The sequence below is a fragment of the Streptomyces sp. P6-2-1 genome (genome assembly GCF_050613165.1).
In the GTDB taxonomy this organism is placed as follows: domain Bacteria; phylum Actinomycetota; class Actinomycetes; order Streptomycetales; family Streptomycetaceae; genus Streptomyces.
The window spans coordinates 1,630,786-1,657,760 of the sequence record NZ_CP192513.1 but is presented as its reverse complement, the minus strand read 5'-3'; the positions used below and the strand labels follow the sequence as shown (position 1 = coordinate 1,657,760).

Below are 26,975 nucleotides of genomic sequence, written 5' to 3'. Positions count from 1 at the left end.
GGGTCCCGTGCGGGACTGCCGCGGTGCGTCGGGCTTGGCGGGTTCCGCGGGGGGTGCCGTCTCGTGGGTGGGGTACGTCCGGCGATTGCCCGGTCCTCCGGCCGTTCTTCGGCTGCCCTCCGGCCGGTCCCCGCACGGTGTTCGCCCGGCTCCGTGCCGCCGTCCGCTCAGGTGGTTTCCTCGCCCGTCCTCTCCCGCGGGGGTTCTTCCGCGCCGGGGAGGGCGACCGCGCGGACGAAGGTGTCGGTGAAGATCTCGATGGCCTCCTCGGGCGTGGGGAGGTCTTCGGCGCCGGGGATGGAGGGTGCCGCCGGGCGGAGGAGGAAGTGGGAGAAGAGGGGGCCGGTGAGCTGCTGGACGAGGAGGAAGACGGGCAGGTCGCGAATGCGCCCCGCCGCGGCCTCCTCGCTGAGCCAGCGGCCGCTCGCGCCGAGGATGCGCGGGAACACGCGCGCGTACATCGCCTGCACGGTGGGATCGGCCGGGCGCCCGAAGGCGTCGGCGATGATCGCGGGCAGCACGCGCGGCTCGCGGTTGAAGGCGTCGACCATCGCGCGGTAGATGGCGCGGACCGTGTCCCGAAGTCCCTGGCGCGGGCCCGCGAGCAGCGCTTCGACGTCCAGGATCGGGCTGTAGCGCTCGTACACCGTGTAGAGGAGTTCGTCGCGGCCGCCGAAGGCCGCGTAGAGGCTGTGGACGGAGCAGCCGGCGCGTTCGGCGACCCGCTCCAGGGTGGTCGCCGTGAGGCCCTCGGTGCTGATCAGTTCGGCCGCGGCCGTGGCCGCGCGGACGCGGACCGGCTCCTGGCCGCCCGGATCGACCCCCGAGGCGCGCACCGCCTCGTCGAGGGTGCGGCGGGTGCCGTCGAGACGGCGGAGCAGGGTGCTGCGCGAGATGCCGGCGGCCTCGGCCACGGCGAGCAGGGGCACTTCGGCCACGGGGACACCGCGCTCCGACGAGGCGTGCAGAGCGGCCTGCACGATTTCTTCAAGAGCGGAACGCGCGGGGACGGAATCGCTGAGGTTTGACACAGGGCTAAGGGTACTCTGTAATCAAGTATCAGAGGTCGCGGGGTGGTGTCGCCGTCCCGTGCCGCCTCCGCCGTCGCCATGCTCGCCACGCGTCTCTCTTTGCTCGTGCGCATTCTGCCCTTCCCTTCCCATACCGCCCCGACCGGCGTGCCCGGCGGGCGGGAGGAGTTCGCCATGACCGATCAGCCCGCGCCCGTCGCGGGGACCGCTCCCGCCGGAGGCCCGCCCGCGCGGCCCTCCGGCACGGTCCGCAAGCTCACGGTGATCCTGCTCGGCCTGACCGCCGTGGTCACCCTCATGCTCTGCGCCTTCGCGCTGCCCAGCGTGCACGGCGGCCCGCACAAGGTCCCGATCGGCGTCAGCGGCCCGCAGGCGGCGACCGAGGCCCTGACGCGGAAGCTCCCCGGCGCCGAGTGGGAGGTCACGGTCTACGCGGACAAGGCGGCGCTCACCGCCGACATCGAGGACGGTGACGTCTCCGGCGGCCTCGTCCTCACCGCGGACGGGCCCGAGATATACACCGCGACCGCCGGTGCCCCGATGGCGACCAACGCGCTCACCGCGCTGGGCAACGGCATCGCGGCCGAGCAACACGCCGAGGCCACCGTCCACGAACTCGTGCCCTTCACCGCCGACGACCCGCGCGGCTCCGGATTCGCCGCCGCCGCGCTGCCGATGATCTTCGGCGGGATGTTCCCCGCGATCATCCTCACGCGCCTGTTCCCCGGCCACGCCGGTCTGCGCGTGCGCCTCGCCGGGGTCGTGGTCTTCTCGCTCCTGGCCGGTTTCGCCGTCACCGCGCTGCTCCAGTACGGGACCGGATCGCTCGGCGGCGCGTACGCCCTCACCTCGCTCGGCATGAGCCTCGGCATGGCGGCGCTCTCGCTCACGTTCATCGGCCTGGAGGCGCTCGTCGGCTTCGCCGGGCTCGGCGCGGGCGCGGCCCTCATGATGTTCCTGGGCAACCCGCTCTCGGGCCTCCAGACGGGCCCGCACTGGCTGCCCAACGGCTGGTCCACCTTCGGGCAGTTGCTCCCACCCGGCGCAGCGGGGAGCCTGCTGCGCGCCAACGCCTTCTTCGACGGCGCCCACGCCGCGGCGCCCCTCGTGGTGCTGACGGCCTGGGTACTCCTCGGCCTCGTCCTCCTCTTCACGGCCGACCGGCGCGGGCGGGGCGCGCGCCGCGCGGGGGAGAGGGCGGAGACGAAGGGGCCGGTGCCGCTGGCCGCTTGAGTGGCGGGGGCCGTGCCGATGGCCGCTCGCGGGGCGGGGTCCGCGGCGGTGGCCATCCGCGGGCGGGCTCCGTGCCGGGCCGCCCGAGGGGGCGGGCGCCCGCCCCCTCACCTCCGCGGCGCCGGGGCCACCAGGCGGCCCCGGTGCACGAGCGAAGCCGCCTGCTTCAGCGTGCGCAGCCGTACGCTCACGCTGTAGTCCGTGATGCCGGGGACGCTCGCGAGCCCCCGGCTCAGGAAGTCGTAGAAGTCGGCGGCGTCCGTGGCCATCGCGATGGCCATGAGGTTCTGTTCACCGCTGGTGGCGACCGCGAAGACGATACGGGGCAGCCGGGCCACCGCCGTACCCGTCTCGTCGAGCAGCGCGGGCGTCGTCCGCAGCCACAGGGCGGCGCTGAACGGGTAGCCGAGGCGCTCGGGGACGAGGTCCACGTCGTAGAAGAGCGTGCCGGTCCGCTCCAGGCTCTCGATGCGGCGGGCGACGCGGCCCGGCGTCCACCCGGTGCGCTCGGCGAGCGTGGTCTGGCTCGCCCGCCCGTCCTCGGCGAGCACGGCGAGCAGCGGCGCGTCCTCGGGGCGCGGCTCGACGGGCGGGCCCTGCGGCACCGGGCGCGGGTGCCGCTCCTGGAGCAGGGCCACCGCCTCCTCGGGGAGCGAGGGCCCGAGGCGGCCCCAGTCCGCGCCCGGCGGCGAATAGGGACGCAGCAACATGCGCGTGTCGATCCCCAGGACACCGGGGAACCTGGCGAGCTGACGCAGCACATCGGGCACCCGCCCGTCGTGCGGGGCCTCCAGGGAGCAGACGATCTCGGAGCCGCCGAAGGTGATGTTGGCGAAGGAGACCTCCGGCAGCCGGGTCACGGCCTCGGCGAGTGCGTCGAGCCGGTCCGGGCGCAGCGAGATCCGTACGACGCTCGCCGCGAGGCCGTGCACCACCGGGTTCACGAGCCCCACGACCCGTACCGTGCCCGCCCTGCGCATCGCCCCGAACCGGCGCGCCACGGTCTGCTCCGAGGCCCCCACCGCCTCTCCGATCAGGCGGAACGGCGCACGCGGCGCCACGTGCAGGGCGTGGAGGATATAGCTGTCGAGCATGTCGGGCATGGAGAAAGCATCGCATTGCCAGGAAACCTGTGGATGTTTCCGACGCCTTCCGGGGTCCGGCTTGGGGGAATTCATGGTTTCGGCGGAGACTTCTTGAGGATTCGCGGACGGAACCACGGCGCGCTCCCCGGCCGAAACCACCGGACAGACACCCGGCCGAAGCCACCGGCCGGGCAGGTCCGGCCCAGGCCCCGGAGCGCCGTCCGGCCCCGAGTGCGTACGTACCCCGTACGCGAGGGGGACCCCACCGCGTCCCGCCGGCCGGCGAAGGCGCCGCCCGGCCCGCTCGTGCGCCCGGGCGGGGAGGCCGCCATCGGCCGCCCCGTACGGCCGTACGGCCGGACCTGCCGTCCCGCCCACGACTCCGCCCCGTCCCACGCGCCGGAATCCCCCGGCGCCCTGAAGGAGTTCCCTTGTCCCAGTCACCGCCCGCAGCAGCCGAGCCCCGTCGCGGGGTGACACTGTTCATGGCCTGCCTCGGGGTCTTCGTCGCCTATCTGCCGGTGACGAGCGTCTCGGTGAGCCTGACCGCGATTCAGTCGGCGCTCTCCACGACGACCTCGCAACTCTCGTGGGTATCGGACGCCTTCGTGCTGCCGATGGCCGCCTTCATCCTCACCGCGGGCGTCTTCGGCGACGTCCACGGCCGCAAGAAGGTCTACCTGGCGGGCCTCCTGCTCTCCGCCGCGGGGGCCGCGACCTCGCTGACCGCGCATTCGGTCGGTCAGCTCTGGGCCGGGCAGGCCCTCTCCGGGCTCGGCGCCGCGGCGCTGCTGCCCACGACGCTCGCGCTCATCAGCCACGCCGTGCCCCATCCGCGTGAGCGCGGCAAGTTCATCGGCTTCTGGGCGATGTGCCTCATGGGCGCGCTCGCGATCGGCGGCATCGTCTCCGGCACGATCCTCGCGCACGCCTCCTGGCGGTGGATCTTCCTCGTGACGATCCCCATCGCGCTCCTCGCCCTCGCGGTCTCGGCGAAGCTGCTGCCCGAGTCGCGCGCGCCGCGCACGAGCCGCCTCGACTGGCCGGGCCAGATCACCGCGATGCTCGCCATCACCGGTCTCGTCTACGGCGTCATCGAGGGCGGCGCGGGCGCCTTCACGGACGTTCAGGTCGTCGTCGCGCTCGCGGTCGCCGTCGTCAGCGGCGTCCTCTTCGTCGTCGTCGAGCGCCGCGCGGAGCACCCCATGCTCGACCTGGCGCTCTTCCGCAGTCCCGGCTTCACCGCCACGACGCTCGTCGCGATGGTCATGTTCCTCGGCATGATCGGCTTCTTCTTCGTGCTGAGCCTCTACTTCGGCCTGGTCCAGCAGCTCGACACGCTCGGCATCGCGTGGCGGATGCTCCTCGTCACCGGGGCCGCGCTCGTCGTCAGCGGTGTCGTGGGCCGCCTCATGCACAAGATCGCGCCGCGCCTCATGATCACGGTCGGCCTGCTCCTCGTGACGGCGGCGCTGCTCACGCTGCTCGGTGCCGAGGCGGACAGCTCCTTCGGCACCCTGTCGTGGCGGCTCGTCCTGCTCGGCCTCGGTATGGGCATGGTCACGACGCCGATGACCGCGACGGCGGTCGCCTCCGTGCCGCACCCGCTCGCCGGGATGGCCGCCGCGGGCAACAACGCCTTCCGGCAGGTCGGCGGCGCCCTCGGCCCGGCCGTGCTCGGCGCGCTCCTCACCAGCCGCGCGGCCTCCGCGCTGCCGGACAAGCTCGCCGCCAAGGGCGTCGACGGCACCCTCGCGGACCGGCTCACGCACGCGGTCGACGGCGGTGGTCTCGGCGCGGTCGGCTCGGTGCCGCTCGGCGCCCGCGCGGGGCAGGTCTACGGGGCGGTCGGTGACGCCTTCCTCGACGGCATGCGCCTGTGCCTGACGATCTCCGCGGCGCTCACCTTCCTCGCCGCCGTCCTCGCCTTCGTCCTGCTGCGCCCGCGCGCGAACCGCGCGGGAACGGTGGTGCGCGAGTCGGTCACGGCGAAGGTCCCGCACCCCGGCACCCCGGCCGACCGCGAGGCGGTCGCGGGAGAGGGCGCGTAACCGCCCGGCGCTCCCCGGAGACCGAAGGCCGCCCGGGCGCCCGAGGCACCCGCCCCGCGCCCGGGCGGCCTTCGCCGTACCCCGGAGACCCGGGATCGCGCTCCACCAGGGTCGAGGCCGCGCGGGCGAGCCCACGGCCACCGCCGTGCGTGCGGCGGCGCACCGGCACGGGCTCGCCCTCGTGACGCCGTGCCCCGCGCGTGACGGGCGACGCCTCCAGACAGCTTCGCGGTCGACTCGGCGCGCGCCGAACTCCTCGCCCACTCCCAGCAGGACGCACCTGTACGGGGCCCCGCCACGTGCCCTCGGGTCCCAGGGGGCCACCCGCCCCGGCGACGGCCTCGTACCGACCGTGCCCGCGTGCGGCACCGCGAGCCGGGCCCCAACCCCGTAGTCTGGCCCGCGACATGAGCGCCCATGACACGAGTGATTTCGCCGACGAGGCCAGGAGCCGTGCCGCCCGCCTGCTGCGGATGGCCGCGCCCGATGACGACAGGGACGGCCTCATCGCCTACGCCACCGACACCCCCGATCCGCCCCTCATGGGCCCCGAAGGCATCCACACCACGGGCTGCCCCCGCTGCCGCCGCACGATGTGGCTCCAGCGGGACGTGTGGGTGTGCGCGGGGTGCGGAGACGTACGGGAGCGCGAGGAGGCGTAAGGGGTACGGGGCACAGCAGCTCGCCCCACGCCCGCCCCGCCGCGCCGCGCCCGCCCCGCCCCGCCGCGCCCGCTCCGCCGCCCGGGTGCCCGTCCCGCTGCCCCCGCCTCCCGTCCTACCGCTCCCCGCTCAAGTCCGTCACGCCCATCGCCGCCGCCCGCGCCCTGCGTTCGGCGAGGACCGTGTCGCGCGCCTCGGCCATGTCCGTGAGGACCGTGCGGCGGGCGCGCTTGGCGAGGCGGTCCACGTAGACCATGCCGTTGAGGTGATCGGTCTCGTGCTGGAGGCAGCGCGCGAAATAGCCCGTGCCCTCGATCGTCACGGGGCGCCCGTCCCTGTCCACGCCGCGCACCACCGTACGGTCCGCGCGGGCCAGCTCGTGCTGCGCGCCGGGGACCGAGAGGCAGCCTTCGACGTCGTCGACGAGGGTGCGCCCCGACGCGGCCTCGTCGATCACGGGGTTGAGGACGTGGCCGACGTGCCGGGCGCCTTCGTCGTCGAAGCAGTCGTAGACGAAGAGACGCAGGTCCACGTCGACCTGGTTGGCGGCGAGCCCCGCGCCCTCGGCGAGGTACATCGTCAGGAACATGTCGTCGACGAGCTGGGTGAGTTCGGGTGTGCCGAAGACGGTGGCCTCGGCGCAGCGGCGCGCGAGGATCTCCTCGCCGACCTCGGTCACGCGCAGCATCCTGCCCCGCGCCGCCTCGGGCGCGAGCGGCGGGTACTCGCCCTCGTACCGCTCGCCCCGCACGTACACAGGCACCCCGGAGGGAATCCGCGCGCGGACGGAGCCGGGCGGCGGGACGAGGCTCGGCGCGGGCTCAGCGGCGGGTTCGGTCATGGGGCGGCCTCTCTCGGGAACGCGGCGGGCGGTTGGGCGCGTGCGGCCAGAACCCTACCCGCGCGCCGCGCGCCCACCCGCGCCCGTCAGCCGTGCGGGACGTGCCGCACGCGCTGCCGCAGCTCCTTCTCCACGTCGTAGCGGTTCAGGTCCTGTTCGCGGGCCCAGTCGGTGACCGCCATGTGCACTTCGGCGGCCGCGTTGAACCACACGCGCCGCTGCGCGTTCTGCTCCTCGCCGTCCAGGTGCTCGATCCTGCGGCCCTCTTCGTCGGCCGCCTGCTGAAGGGTGATCAGGTAATCCGGTAGCTCCACGGCGGCACCGTAGACAGCGGACGTACCGGGAACGGGCCCGGACACGAGGAGTTCCCGTGAGGGCGGGAGCCCGTCAGCCATACGGGCGAGGGCGTGGGCACGGGCCGGTCGTGGACGAGGGCGTGGGCATGGTCGTGGGCGCGGCAGTGGAGGCGCGACGCGCGGGCGGGGTCCCCGGGGCCCGGCCCCGCTCCTCAGGTGCCGGAGGGCGCACGCGTCCCCGTCACCACCGTCGCCCACCCGTCCTCCTCGTGCGCGACCTCCGCCCGCAGGCCCGCCGCGGTGAAGATCTCGGCGACCTCTGCCGCCTGGCGCTCACCGCTCTCGACGAGGAGGCGGCCGCCGGGCGCGAGCCACGCCCCCGCCTCCGCCGCGACACGGCGGACCAGGTCGAGGCCGTCCGCGCCGCCGTCGAGGGCGACAAGGGGCTCATGGGCGCGGGCCTCGGCAGGAAGGAGACGTACCTCCTCGCTCGGCACGTACGGGACGTTCGCCGTCAGGACGTCGACGCGGCCGCGCAGCGCGGCGGGCAGCGGAGCGTAGAGGTCGCCCTCGTGGACGTGCGCGCCCACCGGCGCCAGGTTGCGGCGCGCCCAGCGCAGCGCGCCCGGGTCCACGTCGGCCGCGTACAGCGTCGCGCGCGGGCCGAGCGCCGTGCGCAGCGCGAGACCGAGGGCACCGGAGCCGCAGCACAGGTCGAGCAGCGTCAGCGCCCCCCGCGCGCGCACCCCCGCGAGCGCCCGTGCGATCAGGAACTCGCTGCGCCTGCGCGGTACGAAGACCCCGGGGCCCACCGCGATCCGCAGCCCGTGGAACACCGCGTGTCCCACGACGTGCTCCAGCGGCTCGCCCGCCACCCGCCGCGCGAGCAGCGCGTCGAGCGCCGCGTCCCGTCCGGCCGCGTCCCGCGGCACCGCAGCGAGCAGCAGTGCCGCCTCGTCCTCCGCGAAGACGCAGCCCGCCGCGCGGAGCCGGGCCACGAGGCCCGCGACGTCAGCCACGCCCGCCCATCGTGTCGGGGAGCCTGCGCACCGGGCTGCCCCAGCCCCGCACCACCTCGTAGTCCGTGAACTCCTGCACGAGCCGGTACGCCGAGCCCGCGTGCGGGCCCCTGCGCTCGGCGGCGAGGAAGGCCTCGGCCTCGCGGCGGTCGTGGCGCGGGGTCCCGCACAGCTGCCACGTACGGCCGTTCCACATCTCCGGCAGCCAGCGCTCCCGTGCCTGTGGGCGTTCGTCGCGCTCCCCGTACCGCGAGGGCGCGACCTGGTAGTCCCGCTCGCCGTCCGGGAGCCTGACCACCCTGCGTCCCCCGCGCCGCCGTGTCTCGCACAGCAGGCACAGGTCGGGGGCGCTCTCGTCCCTCGGCCCGTACGGGTGCTCGGCGCACCGTGTCGTCGGCTCGGGGCCCTCGACGGTCTCCTCCAGGAGAGCGAGGGCGCGCCGCAGGTCCTTGGCGATCTCGTGGAGCTTCGCCTCGGTCGTGGCGCCGCCGAGTTCCTCGCCCTCTTCCCCGAGCGCCCTGAGCGCCCGGCCCAGGGCCGGGATCTTCTGCTGCCTCATGGCCTGAGCCTCCGGTGTCGCGCGTCCCCGTACCCGCCCATTGTCCAACGCCCGCCGGGCAAGCCCTCGGCCCACCCGCCACGGGCCGCCCTCAGCCCACCCGCCGCACAGGTACGAGGGTGAGCCACGCGACGCCCAGGAGCCCCAGGTGCCCGTGGAGCCAGAAGGCGCACTGCTCGCGCAGCTCCTCCCGTACCGCCCCGGCCCGCGGGTGGTCCGGGTGCGGCGCGAGCCACTCCTCGCGCGGCGCGCGGAGCCCCGACTCGAACTCCTCCCACTCCGAGGCGCTCGCCGTCTCCGTCCACAGCGGCCGGAAGCCGCCCGCTTCGGCCGCGTCCACGAGCGCGCCGAGCGAGGGATGGTCGCCGGCCTTCGCGCCGGACCACAGCCGCGCCGGCTCGGCTTCCGTGGGGGTACGTGTGAAGAAGCCCTCCCCGAGCAGTACCCGCCCGCCCGGGTTCACGAGCCGCCGCAGTTCGGCGAAGAGCCTCGGCAGGTAGTCCGGCTCGTCCGGATCGACGAGCGCCTGCCCCGCGCCCCCGCACAGCACGACGTCGGCAGGGCCCGCGCCCGGTGCCGCGCGCCGACTCCTGGTGGAACCGCACCCGCTCGCCGAGCCCGCGCTCCCGCGCCCGCCCGGCGGCCCGCGCGAGGTCCACGCCCTTCAGGCCGATCCCTGTCCCGTGCGCCCCGGGGATTGCTGCGAGCACGCGCGGCATCAGCTCCGCCCAGCCGCAGCCGCAGCCGCAGCCGATGTCGAGCACGCTCGCGGGGCGCACGGCGGCGAGGCGCGCCACCATGCGGGCGGCGCGTTCCCCGGAGAGGGGGTCGTGGGAGGTGAGGCCGGGCAGCCCGGTGGGCGGGGCGCCGTGTGTCTCCGCGGTGGTCATGGGAGCGGACGGTACGGAGCGGGGACGGGCGGGGGCGAAGGGTTTCCCCGCGGGTTTCCTGCGGCGGTACGGGTGCGGGGCGGCCCTTCCGGGGACCCGCCCCGCCCCGCACGCGTCGTACGTACCCGCGCCGGGCCCGCGCGGCCCCGCGCGCCGGCCTCAGCCCTCCGTGCCCTCCGCCGGGGCCGCCTGCCGTACCCGCTTATTGCGCTGCGCGACGACCGTGAGGGCCGCGGCGGCGCCGCCGACGAGGGCGGCGGGGACCATCCAGTGGCGGTTGAAGATGTCGCCGAGCTTGTGGTCGAGCGAGTACCTGCCCGGGCCCGTGACCGCGAGTCCCGCCGCGGCGAAGCCGAGGAACGCCGGGTACTCGTAGCCCCCGCCCTGCGCGAAGAAGCCGCCCGGGGCGTGCACGGCCGCCGCGCCCGCCATCGTCCCCGCGGCCGCCGCGCCAGCCGCCGGGGTCGCGAGGCCGAGCGCGAGCAGCGCGCCGCCGCCCGCCTCGCCGAGCCCCGCGGCGAGTGCGTTGAGCTTGCCGGGCGCGTAGCCCATCGATTCCATCGCCTGGCCTGTGGCGTCGAGCCCGCCGCCGCCGAACCAGCCGAAGAGCTTCTGCGAGCCGTGCGCGGCGAGCACCCCGCCGGTACCGAGGCGCAGGGCGAGGAGCCCGAGGTCGAGCCGACGTGAGCGGCGTGCGCGGCTTCCGTGGCACTTCACGTTGTCTCCTGGGGGTGTGGAGTGGGGGGAGCCGTGTCACCGGGGCCGCACCTCGTCCCCGTACGCCCCGGACACGGTGATCACGAGGCTACGCCTCCCGCGCCACGCCGCACTTCGAGGCACGCGCGCGGCCCCCCGGGAGCCGTCCAGCGACGCTCAGTCGTCCGCCTCCGCCGGGATGCGGACCGCGGTGCCGGAGACCCGCACCCGCGGATCGCCCGCCCGCAGCGTCACCGTGACCGTGCCGGGACGCCCCAGGTCCTCGCCCTGCACGCACGTGAGCCGCGCCTCCTCGCGCACGAAGCCGAGCGCCCGCAGGTACGCGCCGAACGCCGCCGACGCCGCGCCCGTGACCGGGTCCTCGACGACACCGCCGACGGGGAAGGGATCGCGCGTGTGGAAGACGCCGGTCTCCTGGTCGCACCAGAAGAGGTGCACGGTCGTCAGGCCGACGCGCTCCATGAGCGCGCGCAGCCGCTCGAAGTCGTAGTCGAGCGCCGCGAGCCGCTCCCGGGTACCGGCCGCGAGCACGAGGTGCCTGGCACCGGCCGAAGCGATGCGCGGCGGGTACTCGGGATCGAGGTCGGCCGCGGGCCAGCCGAGCGCGGCGAGGGCCTCGGCGAGGTCGTCGGGGGCGATGTCCTCGATACGCGGCGTGACGCTCGTCAGTGTGGCGCGCAGCTCACCGTCCTCGCGCACGACCCCTACGGGCACCTGTCCGGCCGGGGTGAAGAAGACGTACTCGCCTGGCCCCTCGCGCTCCGCGAGCGCGACGGCGGTCGCGATCGTCGCGTGGCCGCAGAAGGGCACCTCGGTCTCGGGGCTGAAGTACCGCACCCGGTGCGTGCGCGGTTCGCCGCCGGGCAGGACGAACGCCGTCTCGCTGTACCCGAGCCGTGCCGCGATGGCGAGCTGCTCGGCCTCGCTCAGCCCGGTGGCGTCGAGCACGACCCCGGCGGGATTGCCCGCGAGGGGATCGGTGGTGAACGCCGCGTACCGGCTGATGCGGGCGGCGGAGGCGTCGGGGGCAGCCGGAGGCGTGGGGCCAGGGGTCGTCATGCCGAGGACAACGGGCACGGCGACGGAAGGTATTCCCGCTGGTCCCCGGGGTGACGGGCGCGGTGGCGCGGGTACGGGGCGCCTCCCCAGGCGAGGGGAGCGGCGCCCCGTACCCGTACCGCCGTCGTCCAGGCGCGTCAGTGGCAGTTCTTCTGCCCGTTCTTCGTGGTCTTCCAGGAGCAGGAATCGCGCAGGGCGCCCTTCGGGGTGAGGAGGCGCGCCTTGTCGCCGGTGTTGTTCCAGACGTACGCGCCGCGGTTCCAGTAGACCGTCCCCGAGACGTTCCTGCCCTTGCCGGTACGGACCTTGACCGTCTTGCCCGCGCCGATCCTGTAGCTGCCGAAGGTATACGTGTAGCCGTTGTCGTCCTTGAGCTTGTACCCCTTCAGCTGCACCGGGGACTTGGAGCTGTTGTGGATGTTCACCCACTCCCCGTTGAGCGAGGCGTTGCTGCGGGTGTCCTTGCCGGGGCTGTCGAACTGGACGAGCCCGAGGTGGACGCCGCTCTTGTGGGCGGCGGCCTGCGAGGGCGAGGCCGCGAGACCCACGAGGGCAGCGGCGGCGAGAACGGCCGGGGCCGCGAAGCGAATGCGCACGTAGTGCTCCGAAGGGTGCCGAAGGATTCCGCGGATCGCGGAAGAGGACATGCGGGTGCCGGAAACGGCGAAGAGCGCTCGTACGCGGTGATGTCCGTCATACGAGTGAAAGACGGCTCATCGTACTGAGAAGCGGGGAGCGGCGGGAGCGTTTCGCGGAACGCGGTCGATGCCGGGCTTCGGCACGGACGGGAATCGGCGTGGACCGGCTTCCGTGCGGGGTGGCTTCGGTGTGGATCGGCTTCCGTGCGGCTCGCCCGGGCGCGGAGGGGGTGGTGCGTCGGCACGCACCACCCCCTCCGCGCCCGCCGGGTCAGGCCCGGCGGGGGCCGCTCAGGCCGCCTTCACGGCCCGCTCCTTCTCCAGCTGGTCCAGCGACTTGCCCGCCGTGTTCGGCATGAAGGAGCCGATCACACCGCACAGGAAGAGCGAACCGGTCAGGAAGGCCGCGACGACCGTGATCCCCGTGCTCGCCAGGTGCGGCACGAAGAAGGACCAGATGCCGAGGATCACGCGCGAGACACCGAAGGTGATGCCCTGCGCCGTGCCGCGCAGCATCGTCGGGAACAGCTCCTGACTGATCGTCTTGTACGTCGCCTCACCGGCGAGCGCCTGCCCGATCCCGAAGAGCACCACGTTCAGGATGATGACCGGGATCGAGAAGTCCATGACGAGGAACATCCCGTAGGCGACGACCTGCATCACCGAACCGAGAATCCACATGACCTTGCGGTGCTTGTGGCTGCGGTCCGAGTAGCGCATGTACCAGAACACCGTGCCGACGATGACGAGCGCGAAGCTGCCGCAGGAGAGCGCGACGCTCGTGGCCTGGCCGCCCGCGCCGAGCGTCCTGATCATGTACGGCGTGAAGGTGCCGTTCGTACCGGCCGCGAGGTTCCAGAACAGGTAGATGGAGCCGGTGAAGAACATCGCCTTGAGGTACGGGCCCTGGAAGAGGTCCCGCACCCGCGGCTTCGGCGCCGCGCCCTTGTCGGACTTCTCCGAAGCGGCCTTCCACACCGAGGACTCGACCATCCCGCGGCGCAGCAGATACGTGATCACCGAGACCACGAAGAGCGAGAGGTACACGATCCTGATGCCGAGCAGGTCGAGCCCGGACAGCGCCCACGCGAGGAGCAGTACGACGACGGGGCCGACGCTCCAGCTCACCTGCGTGAAGCCCAGCAGCCTGCCGCGCGCCTTCGCGGGCGAGAACTCGCCGACGAGCGCGAGCGAGGTCGGCACGTCGGCGCCGACGGCGAGCCCCACGAAGAAGGTGCCCACGAAGAGCATCCCGGCGTTCACCGAGAACGCGCAGACCAGGATCGCCGCCGCGTAGATCAGCAGGTCGTACTGGTAGATCCGCTTGCGCCCCAGCTTGTCGCCGAGACGGCCGCCGATGAACGCGCCGATCGCCGCGCCGATCGCGTTCGGGCCGATCGCCGCGAGCGCGCCGCTCGCGTCCGTGGAGAGCCCGAACTCGTCCTGCCACAACGAGAGCCCGGCGCTCAGCGCCACGATCGAACCCGCGTCGAGATACGAGGCCATACCGGCGAGGCCGGTCCACTTCCACTGCTGCCGCGTGATCTTCTCGTCGTCGCCCGGCGGTGCGGCGTCGGGGATGTGCGTGTCCACGGTGGTCACCTTGGACTCCTTCGTCCTGATGAGGCGGCGCCGCAGGGGGGACGACGGCGCCGCTGGTGGTGCGGTACTGCGGGGGCCCTGGCCGCGTCCCTCCGCGGGGTCCGTGCGGAAAGCGCGGGCTGCGGATGAGCGGGATGGCTCGCAGACGAGTGATTGAAACGAATCAACCATCTGTCGGGGGCGAGGATGCGTCAAGGGGTGGGCGCGGGTGAATTGAGACGGAAGGGGTGTGAAACCTTTCACTTCGTTGCGGCGATTCGCGTGCCGCGCGGGACGGTGCAGTGGCTTACGCGTCCATTGCGTGGCTTGGGCGGGAGGGGGTGTACCGCACCCTTTGCCACGGTACGAGGTGGGGGGATGCGGTGGGATGTGACGTTGCGAACGGGAGGTACGGTCGCCTCAGCGGCCGGCGCCCGTGGTGGCGCCCCGCCTCCTCCCGCGTACCGCCCGCCCTGCCGTCGCGCGGCGGTCCGCCCTCCTGCCCGCCCCGCACCGCTCCCCGGCCGTCGCGTGCCGCCGGAGCCGTGCTCGTGGGCGCCTCCCCGAAAGGAACTCCCGTGCCACGCGTCTGCTTTCTCCTCCAGGTCAAGCCCGAGCGGGTCGACGAGTACCGCGAGCGGCACGCCGCCGTATGGCCCGAGATGCGGCAGGCGCTCTCGGACACGGGCTGGCACAACTACTCGCTCTTCCTCCGTGAGGACGGCCTCCTCGTCGGCTACCTGGAGACCGACGACTTCGACCTGGCCCGCCGCGAGATGGACGCCAAGGAGGTCAACGCCCGCTGGCAGGCGCAGATGGGCGACCTGTTCGAGGAGCTGGAGGGGCAGGCTCCGGACGAGGCGATGAAGCCGCTGCCGGAGGTCTTCCACCTGGACTGAGGTACGGGGGCGGGGCGCGGGCGGGGGCGGGGCGGCGTGGTGCGGGGTGGTGCCGGTCCCGTGCGGTCGGTGCGGCTGCGGCTGCGGCTGCGGCTGCGGCTGCTGCGGCTGGGGTCCGGAGGCCGGGGCCCGGGGGTCGGTCGGTGCCAGGTACCAGGTGCCTGCCGCCCGGCGCTGGGTTCCGGTTTCGCGTCCTCGGCGCCCGGTGCCTGGTGCCCGGCCCTCGGCCCTCGGCCCTCGGTGCCCGGCGGTCCTGTCGCCGGGTGCCGGGACGCTCGCGGGGCGGCGTGCTGCCCGGCGCCCGGACTCGTGCCTCGTTCCGGTTCGCGGGACGCGCCGGGGCCGTGGTGCCGGGGTGAGGTCCGCGCGGCGGGCGGGCCGGGCCGCGTACGCTTCCTGGGGGTTCCCGGCGGGTCTTCCGGGGCTCGGGGGTCTTGGGATCTCCCGGGGGGACAGCAGCACGAGAACAGGACGGACGCGTGGCGCAGAAGGCGCAGAAGGTCGGCATCAAGGACGTGGCGCGCGAGGCGGGAGTCTCCCTCGGCACGGTCTCCAACGTGCTCAACCGCCCCGGCATGGTCTCCGAGGAGACCCGCGTCCGCGTACTGAACGTCATCGAGCGGCTCGGCTACGTACGGAGCGAGAGCGCGCGCCAGCTCCGGGCGGGCGAGTCGCGGATCATGGGCCTGCTCGTGCTCGACATGGGCAACCCCTTCTTCGTCGACATCGCCCGCGGCGCCGAACGCGCCGCCCGCGCCGCCGGGCTCGGCGTCATGGTGTGCAACAGCGCGCAGGACCCGGACGAGGAGGCCGAGTACCTCTCGCTCTTCGCCGAGCAGCGGGTACGGGGCGTGCTGCTCACCCCCTCCGACGCCTCCTCGCGCAACATCGAGACCTTCCGCCGCCACCGCATCCCCTTCGTGCTCGTCGACCGTGTCGGCGCGGACGCCGAGGAGTGCTCGGTGTCGACCGACGACGTCCTCGGCTCGGCTCTCGCGGTGCGGCACCTGATCGAGACGGGTCACCGTTCGCTCGCGTACGTCTCGGGACCTCCGGGACTCCAGCAGGTACGGAACCGGCGCGCCGGGGCGCTCCAGGCGCTCGCCGAGGCGGGACTGCCCCCCGAGGCGCTGCGCGAGATCCCCACCGAGCGGCTCGACGTCTCGGCGGGCCGCGACGCGGGCGCCCGCCTCCTCGGCCTCGGCGACCGCCCGACCGCCGTCTTCTGCGCCAACGACCTCCTCGCCCTCGGCGTCCTCCAGTCCCTCTACGCGGCGGGCGTCTCGGTCCCCGACGAGATGGCGCTCGTCGGCTACGACGACATCGAGTTCGCCGCGGCCGCCGCCGTGCCCCTCACCTCCGTCCGCCAGCCCGCCGTCCGCATGGGCGCGCTCGCCGCCGAACTCCTCCTTGAGGAGACCCCGGGCGCCGAGCACGAGCACCGCCAGGTCGTCCTGGAACCGGAACTCGTGGTCCGCAGGTCCACGCTGGCGGGGCGCTGACCACACGAGCGGACGGCGCCTGCCCGGGGTGGGCGCGTGCTCCCTCGCCCCGGCAGGGGCTTTCCGGGCCAGCGGCCGGGCGGGGGCCCGGCCGCTGGCCGTGCTCTCCGCGACCCGCACCCGCGTGGTGTGCCCCGCCGCTTGCGCAGTTCGGCGAGGCGGTGGACCCGCGCCGCCAGGATCGGCGCCCGCGCTCCCTTCTGAATCCTGTCCTCCTGGTGGCGCCGTCCCTATTGAATCGTTTTCATCACAAGTCGGACCGCTTGACACTCCCGCTCGCCCGCGACTAGCTTCGGGCACGTCTGAAACGATTCAGGCGCCAAAGAAGTCGTCGAGGTGAAGTCATGCCGTCGCAGTCCACGGTCTCCGCAGTCAAGGAAACGCTCAAGGGCCAGGTGATCGAGACCCCGTCGTGGGGTTACGGCAACTCCGGTACGCGGTTCAAGGTGTTCGCGCAGGCCGGGGTGCCGAGGGACCCGTTCGAGAAGCTGGACGACGCGGCGCAGGTGCAGGAGTTCACCGGTGTCGCGCCCCGCGTCTCGCTGCACATCCCGTGGGACAAGGTCGAGGACTACGCCGCGCTCGGCGCGCACGCCGCGAAGCGGGGGCTCGTGCTCGGGGCGATCAACTCGAACACCTTCCAGGACGACGCGTACAAGCTCGGCTCGGTGACGCACCCCGACGCCGCCGTGCGCCGCAAGGCCGTCGCGCACCTCCTGGAGTGCGTCGACATCATGGACGCGACCGGCTCCAAGGACCTCAAGCTCTGGTTCGCCGACGGCACCAACTACCCCGGCCAGGACGACATCGTCGCCCGGCAGGACCGCCTCGCCGAAGCCCTCGCCGAGGTCTACGCGCGGCTCGGCGACGACCAGCGGCTGCTCCTGGAGTACAAGTTCTTCGAGCCCGCCTTCTACACGACCGACGTCCCCGACTGGGGCACCGCCTTCCGCCACTGCCTCAAGCTCGGCCCCAAGGCGCAGGTCGTCGTGGACACCGGGCACCACGCCCCCGGCACCAACATCGAGTTCATCGTCGCGACGCTGCTCCACGAGGGCAAGCTCGGCGCCTTCGACTTCAACTCCCGCTTCTACGCGGACGACGACCTCATGGTGGGCTCGGCCGACCCCTTCCAGCTCTTCCGGATCATGCACGAAGTGATCAAGAACGACGGACTCAAGGCCGAGACCAACGTCAACTTCATGCTCGACCAGTGCCACAACATCGAGCAGAAGATCCCGGCCGTCATCCGATCGGTCATGAACGTGCAGGAGGCGACCGCCAAGGCGCTGCTCGTGGACACCGAGGCACTCAAGACCGCGCAGGTCTCCGGTGACGTGCTCGCCGCCAACGCCGTCCTCATGGACGCGTACAACACCGACGTCCGCCCGCTGCTCGCCGAGGTCCGCACCGAGATGGGCCTCGCCGCCGACCCCGTCGCCGCCTACCACGCCTCCGGCCGACAGCAGCAGATCGAGGCCGAGCGCGTCGGCGGCGAGCAGGCCGGCTGGGGCGCCTGAGCCCCGTACCGCCGCCGCGCACCCCGCACCTCCCCGCACCCCCCTTCTCGAAGGAACCGAAGGACCCCCCTCATGGCCACGCACCCCGAAGTAGCCGCCCTCATCGAGCGCGCCCACCGGCTCGGCGCCGACCCGCGCAACACGAACTACGCCGGGGGCAACGCCTCGGCGAAGGGCGTCGAGACCGACCCCGTCACCGGGACGTCCACCGAACTGCTCTGGGTCAAGGGCTCGGGCGGCGACCTCGGCACGCTGACCGAGCAGGGCCTCGCCGTGCTCCGCCTCGACCGCCTGCGCGCGCTCACCGAGGTGTACCCGGGCGTCGAGCGGGAGGACGAGATAGTCGCCGCGTTCGACTACTGCCTGCACGGCAAGGGCGGGGCCGCGCCGTCCATCGACACCGCGATGCACGGCCTCGTGGACGCCGCGCACGTCGACCACCTGCACCCCGACTCCGGCATCGCGCTCGCGTGCGCCGCCGACGGCGAGGCGCTCACCGCCGAGTGCTTCGGCGACAAGGTCGCGTGGGTCCCCTGGCGCCGCCCCGGTTTCCAGCTCGGCCTGGACATCGCCGCCATCAAGGAGGCGAACCCGCAGGCCGTCGGCGTCGTGCTGGGTGGCCACGGCATCACCGCGTGGGGCACGACCTCCGAGGAGTGCGAGCGCAACGCGCTGTGGATGATCCGCACGGCGGAGACGTTCCTCGACGAGAAGGGCAGGGCCGAGCCCTTCGGCCCCGCGCTCGACGGTTACGAGGCACTGCCCGAGGCCGAGCGGCACGCCCGCGCCGCCGCGCTCGCGCCCGTCATCCGGGGCCTCGCCTCGACGGACCGCCCGCAGGTCGGCCACTACACCGACTCCGCCGCTGTCCTGGACTTCCTCGCGCACGCCGAGCACCCGCGCCTCGCCGCGCTCGGTACCTCCTGCCCCGACCACTTCCTGCGCACCAAGGTCCGCCCCCTCGTCCTCGATCTCGCGCCCTCCGCGCCCGTCGAGGACCAGATCGCGCGCCTCAAGGAGCTGCACGAGGAGTACCGCGCCGAGTACCGCGCCTACTACGAGCGCCACGCGACGGAGGACTCGCCCGCGATGCGCGGCGCCGACCCGGCGATCGTGCTCGTCCCCGGCGTCGGCATGTTCTCCTTCGGCAAGGACAAGCAGACCGCGCGCGTCGCCGGTGAGTTCTACGTGAACGCCGTCAACGTCATGCGCGGCGCCGAGGCCGTCTCCACGTACGCGCCCATCGAGGAGTCGGAGAAGTTCCGCATCGAGTACTGGGCCCTCGAAGAGGCCAAGCTCCGGCGGATGCCGAAGCCGAAGGCGCTCGCGACCCGCGTCGCGCTCGTCACCGGTGGCGGCTCGGGCATCGGCAAGGCGATCGCGCACCGCCTCGTCGCCGAGGGCGCCTGCGTCGTCGTCGCCGACCTCAACGGTGACAACGCGGCCGCCGTCGCCGAGGAGCTGGGCGGCCCGGACAAGGCCGTCGCGGTCACCGTGGACGTCACCGACGAGGCAGGGATCACCGCCGCGTTCGAGCGGGCCGCGCTCGCCTTCGGCGGCGTCGACCTCGTCGTCAACAACGCCGGGATCTCCATATCGAAGCCGCTCCTGGAGACGACGGCGAAGGACTGGGACCTCCAGCACGACATCATGGCGCGCGGCTCCTTCCTCGTCTCGCGCGAGGCGGCCCGCGTGATGAGCGCGCAGAACCTCGGCGGCGACATCGTCTACATCGCCTCGAAGAACTCCGTGTTCGCCGGCCCGAACAACATCGCCTACTCGGCGACCAAGGCCGACCAGGCCCACCAGGTGCGGCTCCTCGCGGCCGAGCTGGGCGGCCACGGCATCCGCGTCAACGGCGTCAACCCCGACGGTGTCGTGCGCGGTTCGGGCATCTTCGCGGGCGGCTGGGGCGCGCAGCGCGCCGCGACGTACGGCGTCGAGGAGAGCAAGCTCGGCGAGTTCTACGCGCAGCGGACCCTCCTCAAGCGCGAGGTCCTGCCCGAGCACGTGGCCAACGCGGTCTTCGTCCTCGTGGGCGGCGAGCTGAGCCACACGACAGGGCTGCACATCCCGGTCGACGCGGGCGTCGCCGCGGCGTTCCTGCGCTGACCGCGAGCGGCGGTACGGGGGCACCACCGCCCCTCCTACCGGGCGGTGGTGCCCCCGCCCCCCCGTACCGCCACCCTCTCCCCGTACCCCCTCCTCTCCCGCACGCCCGAGGTGTCCCCGTGTCCGCCCAGCGCTCCTCCACCCCCACCGCCTTCGCCGCGGCCGACCTCGGCGCCACGAGCGGCCGGGTCATCATCGGCCGGGTCGGGCCCGGGCTCCTGGAACTGACCGAGACCGCGCGCTTCGCGAACACACCGCTGCGGCTCCCCAGCGGCCTGCACTGGAACATCCCGGGGCTCTACCAGGGTGTGCTCGACGGGCTCGCCGAGGCGGGCCGCCGGGCCGACATCGCCTCCATCGGCATCGACAGCTGGGCCGTCGACTACGCGCTCCTCGACGCCGAGGGCGCCCTCACCGGCCTCCCGCACCACTACCGCGACCCGCGCACCGACGAGGTCGCCCCACGCCTGCGCGACCGGATCGGCGCCGACGCCCTCTACCGCACGACCGGGCTCCAGCACCTCCCGTTCAACACCGTCTTCCAGCTCGCCGCCGAACCGCGCGGACCCCGCTGGTACGCGGCCCGGCGCCTCCTCCTCGTCCCCGACCTCCTCGCGCACTGGCTCACGGGCGCCGAGGTCGCCGAGGCGACCAACGCCTCCACGACGGGGCTGCGCGACGCGAGGACGGGGGAGTGGTCGCTGCCGATGCTCGGCGCCGCGCACGTCGACGCGACGCTCCTGCCGCCCCTCGTCGACCCCGGCACCCGCATCGGCACGCTCCTCCCGCACGTCGCCGAGACGACCGGGCTGCCCGCCGCCACGCCCGTGACCGCCGTCGCCTCGCACGACACCGCGTCCGCCGTCGTCGCCGTGCCCGCCGTCGACGAGGACACCGTCGCCTACGTCTCCTGCGGCACCTGGTCGCTCGCCGGGCTCGAACTCGAACACCCCGTGCTCACCGAGGAATCGCGCGCCGCGAACTTCACCAACGAACTCGGCGTCGACGGCACGACCCGCTACCTGCGCAACATCATGGGCCTGTGGCTGCTCAGCGAGTCGCAGCGCACGTGGCGCGCGCAGGGGCTCCCGTACGAGATCGGGCCGCTGCTCGCCGCCGCCGAGGCCGCCGAGCCCTTCGCGCACGTCATCGACCCCGACGCGCCCGAGTTCCTGGCCCCGGGCGACATGCCCGCGCGCATCGCCGCCCACTGCGCGCGCACCGGGCAGCGTGCGCCGCGCGACCAGGGCGCCCTCGTCCGTACGATCATCGAGGCGCTCGCCTGGGCGCACGCGCGAACCCTGCGCGAAGCCGTCAGGCTCGCCGGGCGTGCCGCCCCGCGCACCGTGCACCTCGTCGGCGGCGGCAGCCGCAACGCGCTCCTGTGCCGCCTCACCGCCGAGGCCACCGGCCTCCCCGTCGTCGCCGGTCCCGCCGAGGCGACCGCGCTCGGCAACATCCTCGTGCAGGCCCGCGCGCACGGCCTCGTCGGCGACCGCGCCGAACAGCGCGCGCTCGTCGCCGCGACCCAGCGACCCGTACGGTACGAGCCCGCGGGCGACCCGGAGGCGTGGCGCCGCGCCAACTCCCGTATCGGCCTGGGAGACTGACGCGCCGCCACGAGGGCCACGGCGCGGCGATCCGGCCACCCCCAGAACTCACCCCCCGTCCACACCCCCGTCGCACCGGCGACAGGCGCAGGTCGCACCCGTCCCGGAGAGTCCCCCCGGCCAGCAGCCACCGAGACGAGGGGACCCCCACCCGATGAGCCACCGCTTTCAGGACCCCGACGCCGAACTCCGCGCCGCCGCCCGGCACTTCGGGCGACGTGGCTTCCTCACCATGACGGGTGCCGCCGCCGCGCTCGCCTTCGCCGTCAACCTCCCCACCGCCGGAAGCGCCGCCGCGGCCGAACTCGACCCGCGGGCCGTCAAGGCCGACCCCTTCACCCTCGGTGTCGCCTCCGGGGACCCGCTCCCGCACTCGGTCCTGCTGTGGACGCGCCTCGCCCCCAGCCCGTACGAGAGCGACGGCGGCCTCCCCGGGGGCCGCCTCACGGTGCGCTGGGAACTCGCCCACGACGCCCGCTTCACGCGCGTCGTGCGGCGCGGTTCGGCCACCGCGCACCCGGAGTTCGCGCACACCGTGCGCGTCGAGGTCGCGGGGCTCGACACCGGCCGTGAGTACTACTACCGCTTCCGCGCCGGTACGTGGATCAGCCCCGTGGGCCGTACCCGCACCGCGCCGGCGACGAGCGCGAAGCCCGCCGGGATGAAGCTCGCCGCCGTCTCCTGCCAGGCGTACCACGACGGGTACTTCACGGCGTACGGGCACCTCGCGCAGGAGGACGTGGACGTCGTTTTCCACCTCGGGGACTACCTCTACGAGTACGCGGTGACGGCCGTCGGCGGGAACCGCGGCTACACCGACCGGCGGCTGCCCGCCGTCTTCAACCGCGAGACCCTCACCCTTGAGGACTACCGGTTGCGGTACGCGCTCTACAAGAGCGACCCCGACCTCATCGCCGCGCACGCCGCGCACCCCTTCGTCGTCACGTGGGACGACCACGAGACCGAGAACAACTACGCCGACGACACCCCCGAGAACGACGTCCCGCCGGAGGAGTTCCTGCTGCGCCGCGCCGCCGCCTACCGCGCGTACTGGGAGAACCAGCCGCTGCGCGCGCCGCAGCGGCCCACCGGGCCCGACATGAAGCTCTACCGGCGCCGCCACTGGGGCCGCCTCGCGCAGTTCGACATCCTCGACACGCGGCAGTACCGCAGCGACCAGGCGTACGGCGACGGCTGGCAGGTCCCCGGACCCGAGTCCGAGGACCCCTCGCGCACCCTCACGGGCGACGCCCAGGAGCGCTGGCTCATCGACGGGTGGAAGGCCTCGAAGGCCACCTGGAACATCGTCCCGCAGCAGGTCACCTTCGCGCGGCGCAAGGACCGCGCGACGGACGGCTTCAAGCTCTCGATGGACTCCTGGGACGGCTACCCGGCCTCGCGCGAACGCCTCCTGAACGGCTGGCAGTCGAGCCGCAAGGACAACCTCATGGTCCTCACGGGGGACGTCCACGTGCACTACGGCTTCGACCTCAAGGCGGACTTCGACGACCCCGCGTCGAAGACCCTCGGCACCGAGATCGTCACCAGCTCGATCACGAGCGGCGGCGACGGCACCGACAAGCCGTCCAACTGGGACACTTACATGGCCGCCAACCCGCACCTGCGCTTCTACAACGGGCGGCGCGGCTACGCGGTCGTGACGCTCGGCGAGAAGGCGGCGCGCGCGGACTGGAAGACGGTCTCCGCGGTCACGACCCCGGGCGCGCCGCTCGCGGTCGCCGGGTCGTTCGTGACGGAGGCGGGGAAGCCGGGCCTCACACCCGCCTGAACCCGGCGGGCGCTCCTCGCGCGTACGGCCGCGACTCCCGTACGCGCGAGGGCCCCCCGGCGCAGCGGGACCCGTACGGGCCCCGGCCCACTCGCCCGCGTACCGCCCGGGCCCACTCGCCCGCCTACCGCCCGGGCCCACTCGCCCGCGTACCGCCCCGGCTCACTCGCCCGCGTACCGCACCCCCGTCACCTCGCGCACCCTGTCCAGCGTCCGCAGCACCGCGAGCGAGCCGTCCAGCGGTACGAGCGGCGACTCGCGCAGTCCCTCGCGCAGACAGCGCGTCACCTCGACCGCCTCGGGGACGTAGCCCTCGCCGCCGCCCTCCTCGCGCGCCGTGTACGTGACGGGATCGGCGCCCCGGCGGTGCAGCACGAAGGCGGCCGGGTGGAAGAAGTCGCCCGCGATCTCGACGCGGCCCCGCGAGCCGACGAGCGTCGCGCGCGTCGGGCCCGCGCCCGTGAGCCCGCAGCGCAGGAGCGCCTGCGCGCCGCCCGCCCAGCTCAGGAGCATCCCCGTCTGGAGATCCACGCCCCGCTCGGACAGCTTCGCGCTCGCCCGCACCTCGTCCGGTTCGCCGAGGAAGAGCTGCGCGAAGGCGACCGGGTAGACGCCGAGGTCGAGCAGCGCGCCGCCGCCCTGCGCCGGGTCCACCATGCGGTGGTCGGCGGGGAAGGGCCCGTCGACGGAGAAGTCCGCCTCGACGGAGGTGAGTTCACCGATCGCGCCCTCGTCGACGAGGGACTTGAGACGGCGCACGAGCGGATTCACGTACGTCCACATCGCCTCCATCAGGAAGACATCCCGCGCGCGGGCCAGGTCCACGAGCCCCGCCGCCTGCCGCGCGTTGAGCGTCAGCGGCTTCTCGCACAGCACCCCCCTGCCCGCCTCCAGGCACAGGCGCGCCGCCTCCAGGTGCGCGGTGTGCGGCGTCGCCACGTACACGACGTCCACCTCCTCGTCCGCGGCGAGCGCCGCCCACGAGCCGTGCGCGCGCGGGACGGTGAAGCGCGCGGCGAAGGCGCGCGCCGACTCCTGCGAACGCGAGCCGACCGCGACAAGCTCGGCGCCCGGCACCGTCAGCAGGTCGGCGGCGAACGTCGCGGCGATGCCCCCGGTCGCGAGCACTCCCCAGCGCACGGGACGTCCCGTGATCCCCTCGCCCATGCCGTCCCCATCTCTCTCGCACCGCCCACCGGGGCCCGGAACGGCCCGGCGCGGCGAAAACGGTCCTCAGCGGTCCGTCCGAGCTGAGAGCATAGAAACCGGGCCACCACCGCCGTCCCCCCAGGCCCCCCGTCCCCGGTACCCGTTCTCAGAGAGGCACCCATCGTGGAGCGCGCCCCCGGCACGCCACAGCCCGCCCAGGACACCCCCGCCGATCCCGCCATATCCGCATCCGCCCGCCGCACCTCCCTCCTCACCACGCTCGTGCTCGGCGGGCTCACCGCCACGCCGCCGCTCTCGATGGACATGTACCTCCCGGCCCTGCCGAAGGTCACCGAAGCGCTCGGCAGCCCCGCCGCGACCGTGCAGCTCACGCTCACCGCCTGCCTCACGGGGATGGCGCTCGGCCAGCTCGTCGTGGGCCCGCTCAGCGACCGCTTCGGCCGCCGCCGCCCGCTCCTGTTCGGCCTCGTGATCTACGTCCTCGCGACGGCCGCGTGCGCGCTCGCCCCCGGCACCGCGCTGCTCATCGTCTTCCGCCTCGTGCAGGGTCTCGCGGGCGCCGCGGGGATCGTCATCGCGCGCGCCGTCGTGCGCGACCTGTACGACGGCCTCGCGATGGCCCGGTTCTTCTCGACGCTCATGCTCATCTCGGGCGTCGCGCCGATCGTCGCGCCGCTCATCGGCGGGCAGATCCTGCGCTTCACCGACTGGCGCGGCATCTTCCTCGTCCTCACGGTCGTCGGCGTCCTGCTCACGCTGGTCGTCGTACGGCGCCTGCCCGAGACCCTGCCGCCCGCGCGCCGCCACACCGGGGGCACGCGCGACGCGCTCGCGACGATGCGCGGCCTCCTCGCCGACCGCGTCTTCACCGGGCACGTCCTCGTCGGCGGCTTCACCTTCGCCGCGCTCTTCGCGTACGTGAGCGCCTCGCCGTTCGTCGTGCAGGAGATCTACGGGGCGAGCCCCCAGGTCTTCAGCCTGCTCTTCGGCGTCAACTCCGTCGGGCTCATCATCATGGGCCAGGTCAACGGGCGGCTCCTCGTGGGCCGCGTGAGCCTCGAACGGGCCACCGCCGTGGGCCTCTCGCTCATCACGGCCGCCGCGATCGCCCTCCTCGTCATGACGAGCGGCGTGCTCGGCCACGTCGGGCTCGTCCCGCTCGCCGTCGGGCTCTTCGTGCTCATGTCCTCGATGAGCCTCGTGCTGCCGAACGCGCAGACCCTCGGCCTCCAGCGCGCCCCGCACGCCGCCGGTTCGGCCTCCGCGCTCATCGGCACCTCGTCCTTCCTCATCGGCGCCGTCGCCTCACCGCTCGTCGGCATCGCGGGCGAGGACACCGCCGTGCCGATGGCACTCGTCCAGCTCGTGAGCGTCCTCGTCGCGGGGGCGGCCTACGTCCTCCTGTGCCGCCCCGGCGCGGGGACGAAGGCGACCGTGACGGCGGCACGGCACGACGTCACGACGACCGTGCTGCCCGCGCCCGCCCCCGAGGCGGCGGGCACACCGTGCCGCGAAGGGGCTGACGAAGGCTGAACGCCGCCCGCCTGCGCCGCGCGAGCCCCGAGCGCGCCGGACTCGACCCCCGCGAGATCGCCCGGCTCACCCAGGAGGTCCGCGCCCTCACCGAGGGACCCGAGCCCTGGTGCGCCGGGGCCGTCGTCCTCGCCGGGCGCGGCCACCACCTCGCCGCCGAGTCGGCGGCGGGGTGGGCGGTGCGGTACCGCGCGTGGGACGAGGAGAGCGGTACGGGCGTGGAACTCCCCGCCGGTGAACGCGTCCCCGCGACCCCGAGGACCCCCTTCGACCTCGCCTCGCTCACCAAGCTCTTCACCGCGATCACCACGCTCCAGCAGGTCGAGCGCGGCGCCCTCGCCCTCGACACGCCCGTCGCCGAGATCCTCACCGACCACCCGGCGGCCGCCGCGCACGGCTTCACCGTCCGCGCCCTGCTCACCCACACCACCGGGCTGCGCCCCGAACTCCCGCTGTACGAGCTGCCCGACGACGCGGCCCGCTACCGGGCCCTCGCGACCGAGGAACCCGTCACCGCGCCCGGCACACGCCGCTACTCCGACCTCAACCCGCTCCTGCTCCAGCACCTGGTCGAACGCCGCACGGGACAGCGCATCGACCAGCTCGTGGCCGAGGGCATCACGCGCCCCCTCGGCATGACGTCCACACGCTTCGGCCCGTGCCCCGAAGCCGCCGCGACCGAGGACGAGCGCCGCCCGTGGGCGAAGGCCGACAGGGGCATGGTGCGGGGCCTCGTCCACGACGAGAACGCGTGGGCGCTCGGCGGCGTCGCCGGGCACGCCGGGCTCTTCGGCACAGGACACGACCTCGCGATCCTGTGCCGCGCCCTGCTCGGCGGCGGCGCCTACGGCACGGCGCGCGTCCTCGGCCCGGACTACACCGCGCTCATGCTCGACGAAGGGCTCGGCTTCGAGGTCGACAAACCGTGGTACATGGGCGAACTCGCGAACCCGCGGTGCGCGGGACACACCGGCTTCACGGGCACCTCACTGGTCGTGGACCGGGCCACCGACACCTTCCTCGTCCTGCTCGCCACGACCGTCCACCCCCGCCGCCGCACCCCCGACAGCACCCCCCGCGCCCGCGCGGCGACCCGCCTCAAGCGGGCCGTACGGGACACGGGCCGTACGCTGCCCCGCGAGGGCACCCCCTAGAATCCCGGGGTGAACGATCCCGGG

Annotated in this window: 22 protein-coding genes and 1 pseudogene; 11 read left to right on the top strand and 12 right to left on the bottom strand. The window is 73.9% G+C overall.

Going from position 1 to position 26,975, the window contains the following annotated elements; translation table 11 throughout:
• Positions 1-167: 167 nt before the first annotated feature.
• Positions 168-1,031 carry a TetR/AcrR family transcriptional regulator gene (locus tag ACQYWQ_RS07300; RefSeq protein ID WP_431033097.1) on the bottom strand — a complete coding sequence of 288 codons (864 nt, stop codon included), beginning with the start codon at positions 1,029-1,031 and terminating at the stop codon, positions 168-170.
• Between the two features lie 174 nt (positions 1,032-1,205).
• Here ACQYWQ_RS07300 and ACQYWQ_RS07295 point away from each other — a divergent pair, with 174 nt between their 5' ends.
• The gene (locus ACQYWQ_RS07295) at positions 1,206-2,264 is read left to right on the top strand and encodes a hypothetical protein (protein ID WP_431033096.1); all 1,059 of its coding nucleotides are present in this window, start codon (positions 1,206-1,208) and stop codon (positions 2,262-2,264) included.
• Positions 2,265-2,371: 107 nt separating this feature from the next.
• Here the strand turns inward: ACQYWQ_RS07295 and ACQYWQ_RS07290 are convergent, their stop codons facing one another.
• Positions 2,372-3,367, bottom strand: coding sequence for an Lrp/AsnC family transcriptional regulator (locus tag ACQYWQ_RS07290; RefSeq protein ID WP_431033095.1), 996 nt, complete (start codon positions 3,365-3,367; stop codon positions 2,372-2,374).
• 455 nt (positions 3,368-3,822) lie between these two features.
• Between ACQYWQ_RS07290 and ACQYWQ_RS07285 the strand changes: the two genes are divergently transcribed.
• Both ACQYWQ_RS07285 and ACQYWQ_RS07280 read left to right on the top strand, forming a co-directional pair.
• Complete coding sequence (locus tag ACQYWQ_RS07285) at positions 3,823-5,400, top strand: MFS transporter (protein WP_431039094.1); 1,578 nt, start codon at positions 3,823-3,825, stop codon at positions 5,398-5,400.
• A gap of 407 nt (positions 5,401-5,807) precedes the next feature.
• The gene (locus ACQYWQ_RS07280; protein ID WP_431033094.1) at positions 5,808-6,062 is read left to right on the top strand and encodes a hypothetical protein; all 255 of its coding nucleotides are present in this window, start codon (positions 5,808-5,810) and stop codon (positions 6,060-6,062) included.
• Between the two features lie 115 nt (positions 6,063-6,177).
• Here ACQYWQ_RS07280 and def read toward each other — a convergent pair whose 3' ends face one another.
• The 9 genes and pseudogenes from def to ACQYWQ_RS07235 all read right to left on the bottom strand — a co-directional run bounded on the left by def (position 6,178) and on the right by ACQYWQ_RS07235 (position 13,683).
• Complete coding sequence (gene def / locus ACQYWQ_RS07275; RefSeq protein ID WP_431033093.1) at positions 6,178-6,903, bottom strand: peptide deformylase; 726 nt, start codon at positions 6,901-6,903, stop codon at positions 6,178-6,180.
• A gap of 86 nt (positions 6,904-6,989) precedes the next feature.
• Entirely contained in the window at positions 6,990-7,217 is a 228-nt protein-coding gene (locus ACQYWQ_RS07270; RefSeq protein WP_431033092.1) for a hypothetical protein, read from the bottom strand.
• Between the two features lie 194 nt (positions 7,218-7,411).
• On the bottom strand, positions 7,412-8,218 hold the full coding sequence (locus ACQYWQ_RS07265) for a putative protein N(5)-glutamine methyltransferase (protein ID WP_431033091.1): 807 nt from the start codon (positions 8,216-8,218) through the stop codon (positions 7,412-7,414).
• Positions 8,211-8,777 carry a hypothetical protein gene (locus ACQYWQ_RS07260; RefSeq protein ID WP_431033090.1) on the bottom strand — a complete coding sequence of 189 codons (567 nt, stop codon included), beginning with the start codon at positions 8,775-8,777 and terminating at the stop codon, positions 8,211-8,213. Before ACQYWQ_RS07260 ends, ACQYWQ_RS07265 begins: the two co-directional genes overlap by 8 nt.
• A 91-nt stretch (positions 8,778-8,868) precedes the next feature.
• Positions 8,869-9,667, bottom strand: a pseudogene (locus ACQYWQ_RS07255) (SAM-dependent methyltransferase).
• Between the two features lie 159 nt (positions 9,668-9,826).
• A complete protein-coding gene (locus tag ACQYWQ_RS07250) occupies positions 9,827-10,384 on the bottom strand; it encodes a DoxX family protein (protein ID WP_431033089.1) in 558 nt (185 codons plus the stop codon).
• A gap of 156 nt (positions 10,385-10,540) precedes the next feature.
• Positions 10,541-11,443, bottom strand: a complete 903-nt coding sequence (locus ACQYWQ_RS07245; RefSeq protein WP_431039093.1) for a PhzF family phenazine biosynthesis protein — start codon at positions 11,441-11,443, stop codon at positions 10,541-10,543.
• A gap of 137 nt (positions 11,444-11,580) precedes the next feature.
• Positions 11,581-12,039 carry a lamin tail domain-containing protein gene (locus tag ACQYWQ_RS07240; protein ID WP_431033088.1) on the bottom strand — a complete coding sequence of 153 codons (459 nt, stop codon included), beginning with the start codon at positions 12,037-12,039 and terminating at the stop codon, positions 11,581-11,583.
• Between the two features lie 333 nt (positions 12,040-12,372).
• Positions 12,373-13,683 carry an MFS transporter gene (locus tag ACQYWQ_RS07235; RefSeq protein ID WP_431033087.1) on the bottom strand — a complete coding sequence of 437 codons (1,311 nt, stop codon included), beginning with the start codon at positions 13,681-13,683 and terminating at the stop codon, positions 12,373-12,375.
• 557 nt (positions 13,684-14,240) lie between these two features.
• On the opposite strand from ACQYWQ_RS07235, the gene ACQYWQ_RS07230 reads away from it, so the two are divergent.
• From ACQYWQ_RS07230 to ACQYWQ_RS07205, 6 genes are all read left to right on the top strand, one after another.
• Positions 14,241-14,561, top strand: a complete 321-nt coding sequence (locus ACQYWQ_RS07230; RefSeq protein WP_431033086.1) for an L-rhamnose mutarotase — start codon at positions 14,241-14,243, stop codon at positions 14,559-14,561.
• A 479-nt stretch (positions 14,562-15,040) separates the two neighbouring features.
• Complete coding sequence (locus ACQYWQ_RS07225; protein WP_431033084.1) at positions 15,041-16,063, top strand: LacI family DNA-binding transcriptional regulator; 1,023 nt, start codon at positions 15,041-15,043, stop codon at positions 16,061-16,063.
• 344 nt (positions 16,064-16,407) lie between these two features.
• The gene (rhaI, locus tag ACQYWQ_RS07220; RefSeq protein ID WP_431033083.1) at positions 16,408-17,583 is read left to right on the top strand and encodes an L-rhamnose isomerase; all 1,176 of its coding nucleotides are present in this window, start codon (positions 16,408-16,410) and stop codon (positions 17,581-17,583) included.
• Positions 17,584-17,655: 72 nt separating this feature from the next.
• Positions 17,656-19,695 (top strand): bifunctional aldolase/short-chain dehydrogenase, encoded by a 2,040-nt coding sequence (locus ACQYWQ_RS07215; protein ID WP_431033082.1) that lies wholly within the window; start codon positions 17,656-17,658, stop codon positions 19,693-19,695.
• Between the two features lie 119 nt (positions 19,696-19,814).
• Positions 19,815-21,305, top strand: a complete 1,491-nt coding sequence (locus ACQYWQ_RS07210; protein ID WP_431033081.1) for a rhamnulokinase — start codon at positions 19,815-19,817, stop codon at positions 21,303-21,305.
• Positions 21,306-21,459: 154 nt separating this feature from the next.
• The gene (locus ACQYWQ_RS07205; RefSeq protein WP_431033080.1) at positions 21,460-23,094 is read left to right on the top strand and encodes an alkaline phosphatase D family protein; all 1,635 of its coding nucleotides are present in this window, start codon (positions 21,460-21,462) and stop codon (positions 23,092-23,094) included.
• Between the two features lie 162 nt (positions 23,095-23,256).
• Here ACQYWQ_RS07205 and ACQYWQ_RS07200 read toward each other — a convergent pair whose 3' ends face one another.
• A complete protein-coding gene (locus tag ACQYWQ_RS07200) occupies positions 23,257-24,261 on the bottom strand; it encodes a Gfo/Idh/MocA family protein (protein ID WP_431033079.1) in 1,005 nt (334 codons plus the stop codon).
• Positions 24,262-24,423: 162 nt separating this feature from the next.
• Here ACQYWQ_RS07200 and ACQYWQ_RS07195 point away from each other — a divergent pair, with 162 nt between their 5' ends.
• Both ACQYWQ_RS07195 and ACQYWQ_RS07190 read left to right on the top strand, forming a co-directional pair.
• Complete coding sequence (locus ACQYWQ_RS07195; protein ID WP_431039092.1) at positions 24,424-25,797, top strand: multidrug effflux MFS transporter; 1,374 nt, start codon at positions 24,424-24,426, stop codon at positions 25,795-25,797.
• On the top strand, positions 25,794-26,951 hold the full coding sequence (locus ACQYWQ_RS07190) for a serine hydrolase domain-containing protein (protein ID WP_431039091.1): 1,158 nt from the start codon (positions 25,794-25,796) through the stop codon (positions 26,949-26,951). Before ACQYWQ_RS07195 ends, ACQYWQ_RS07190 begins: the two co-directional genes overlap by 4 nt.
• The last annotated feature ends 24 nt before the right edge of the window (positions 26,952-26,975 follow it).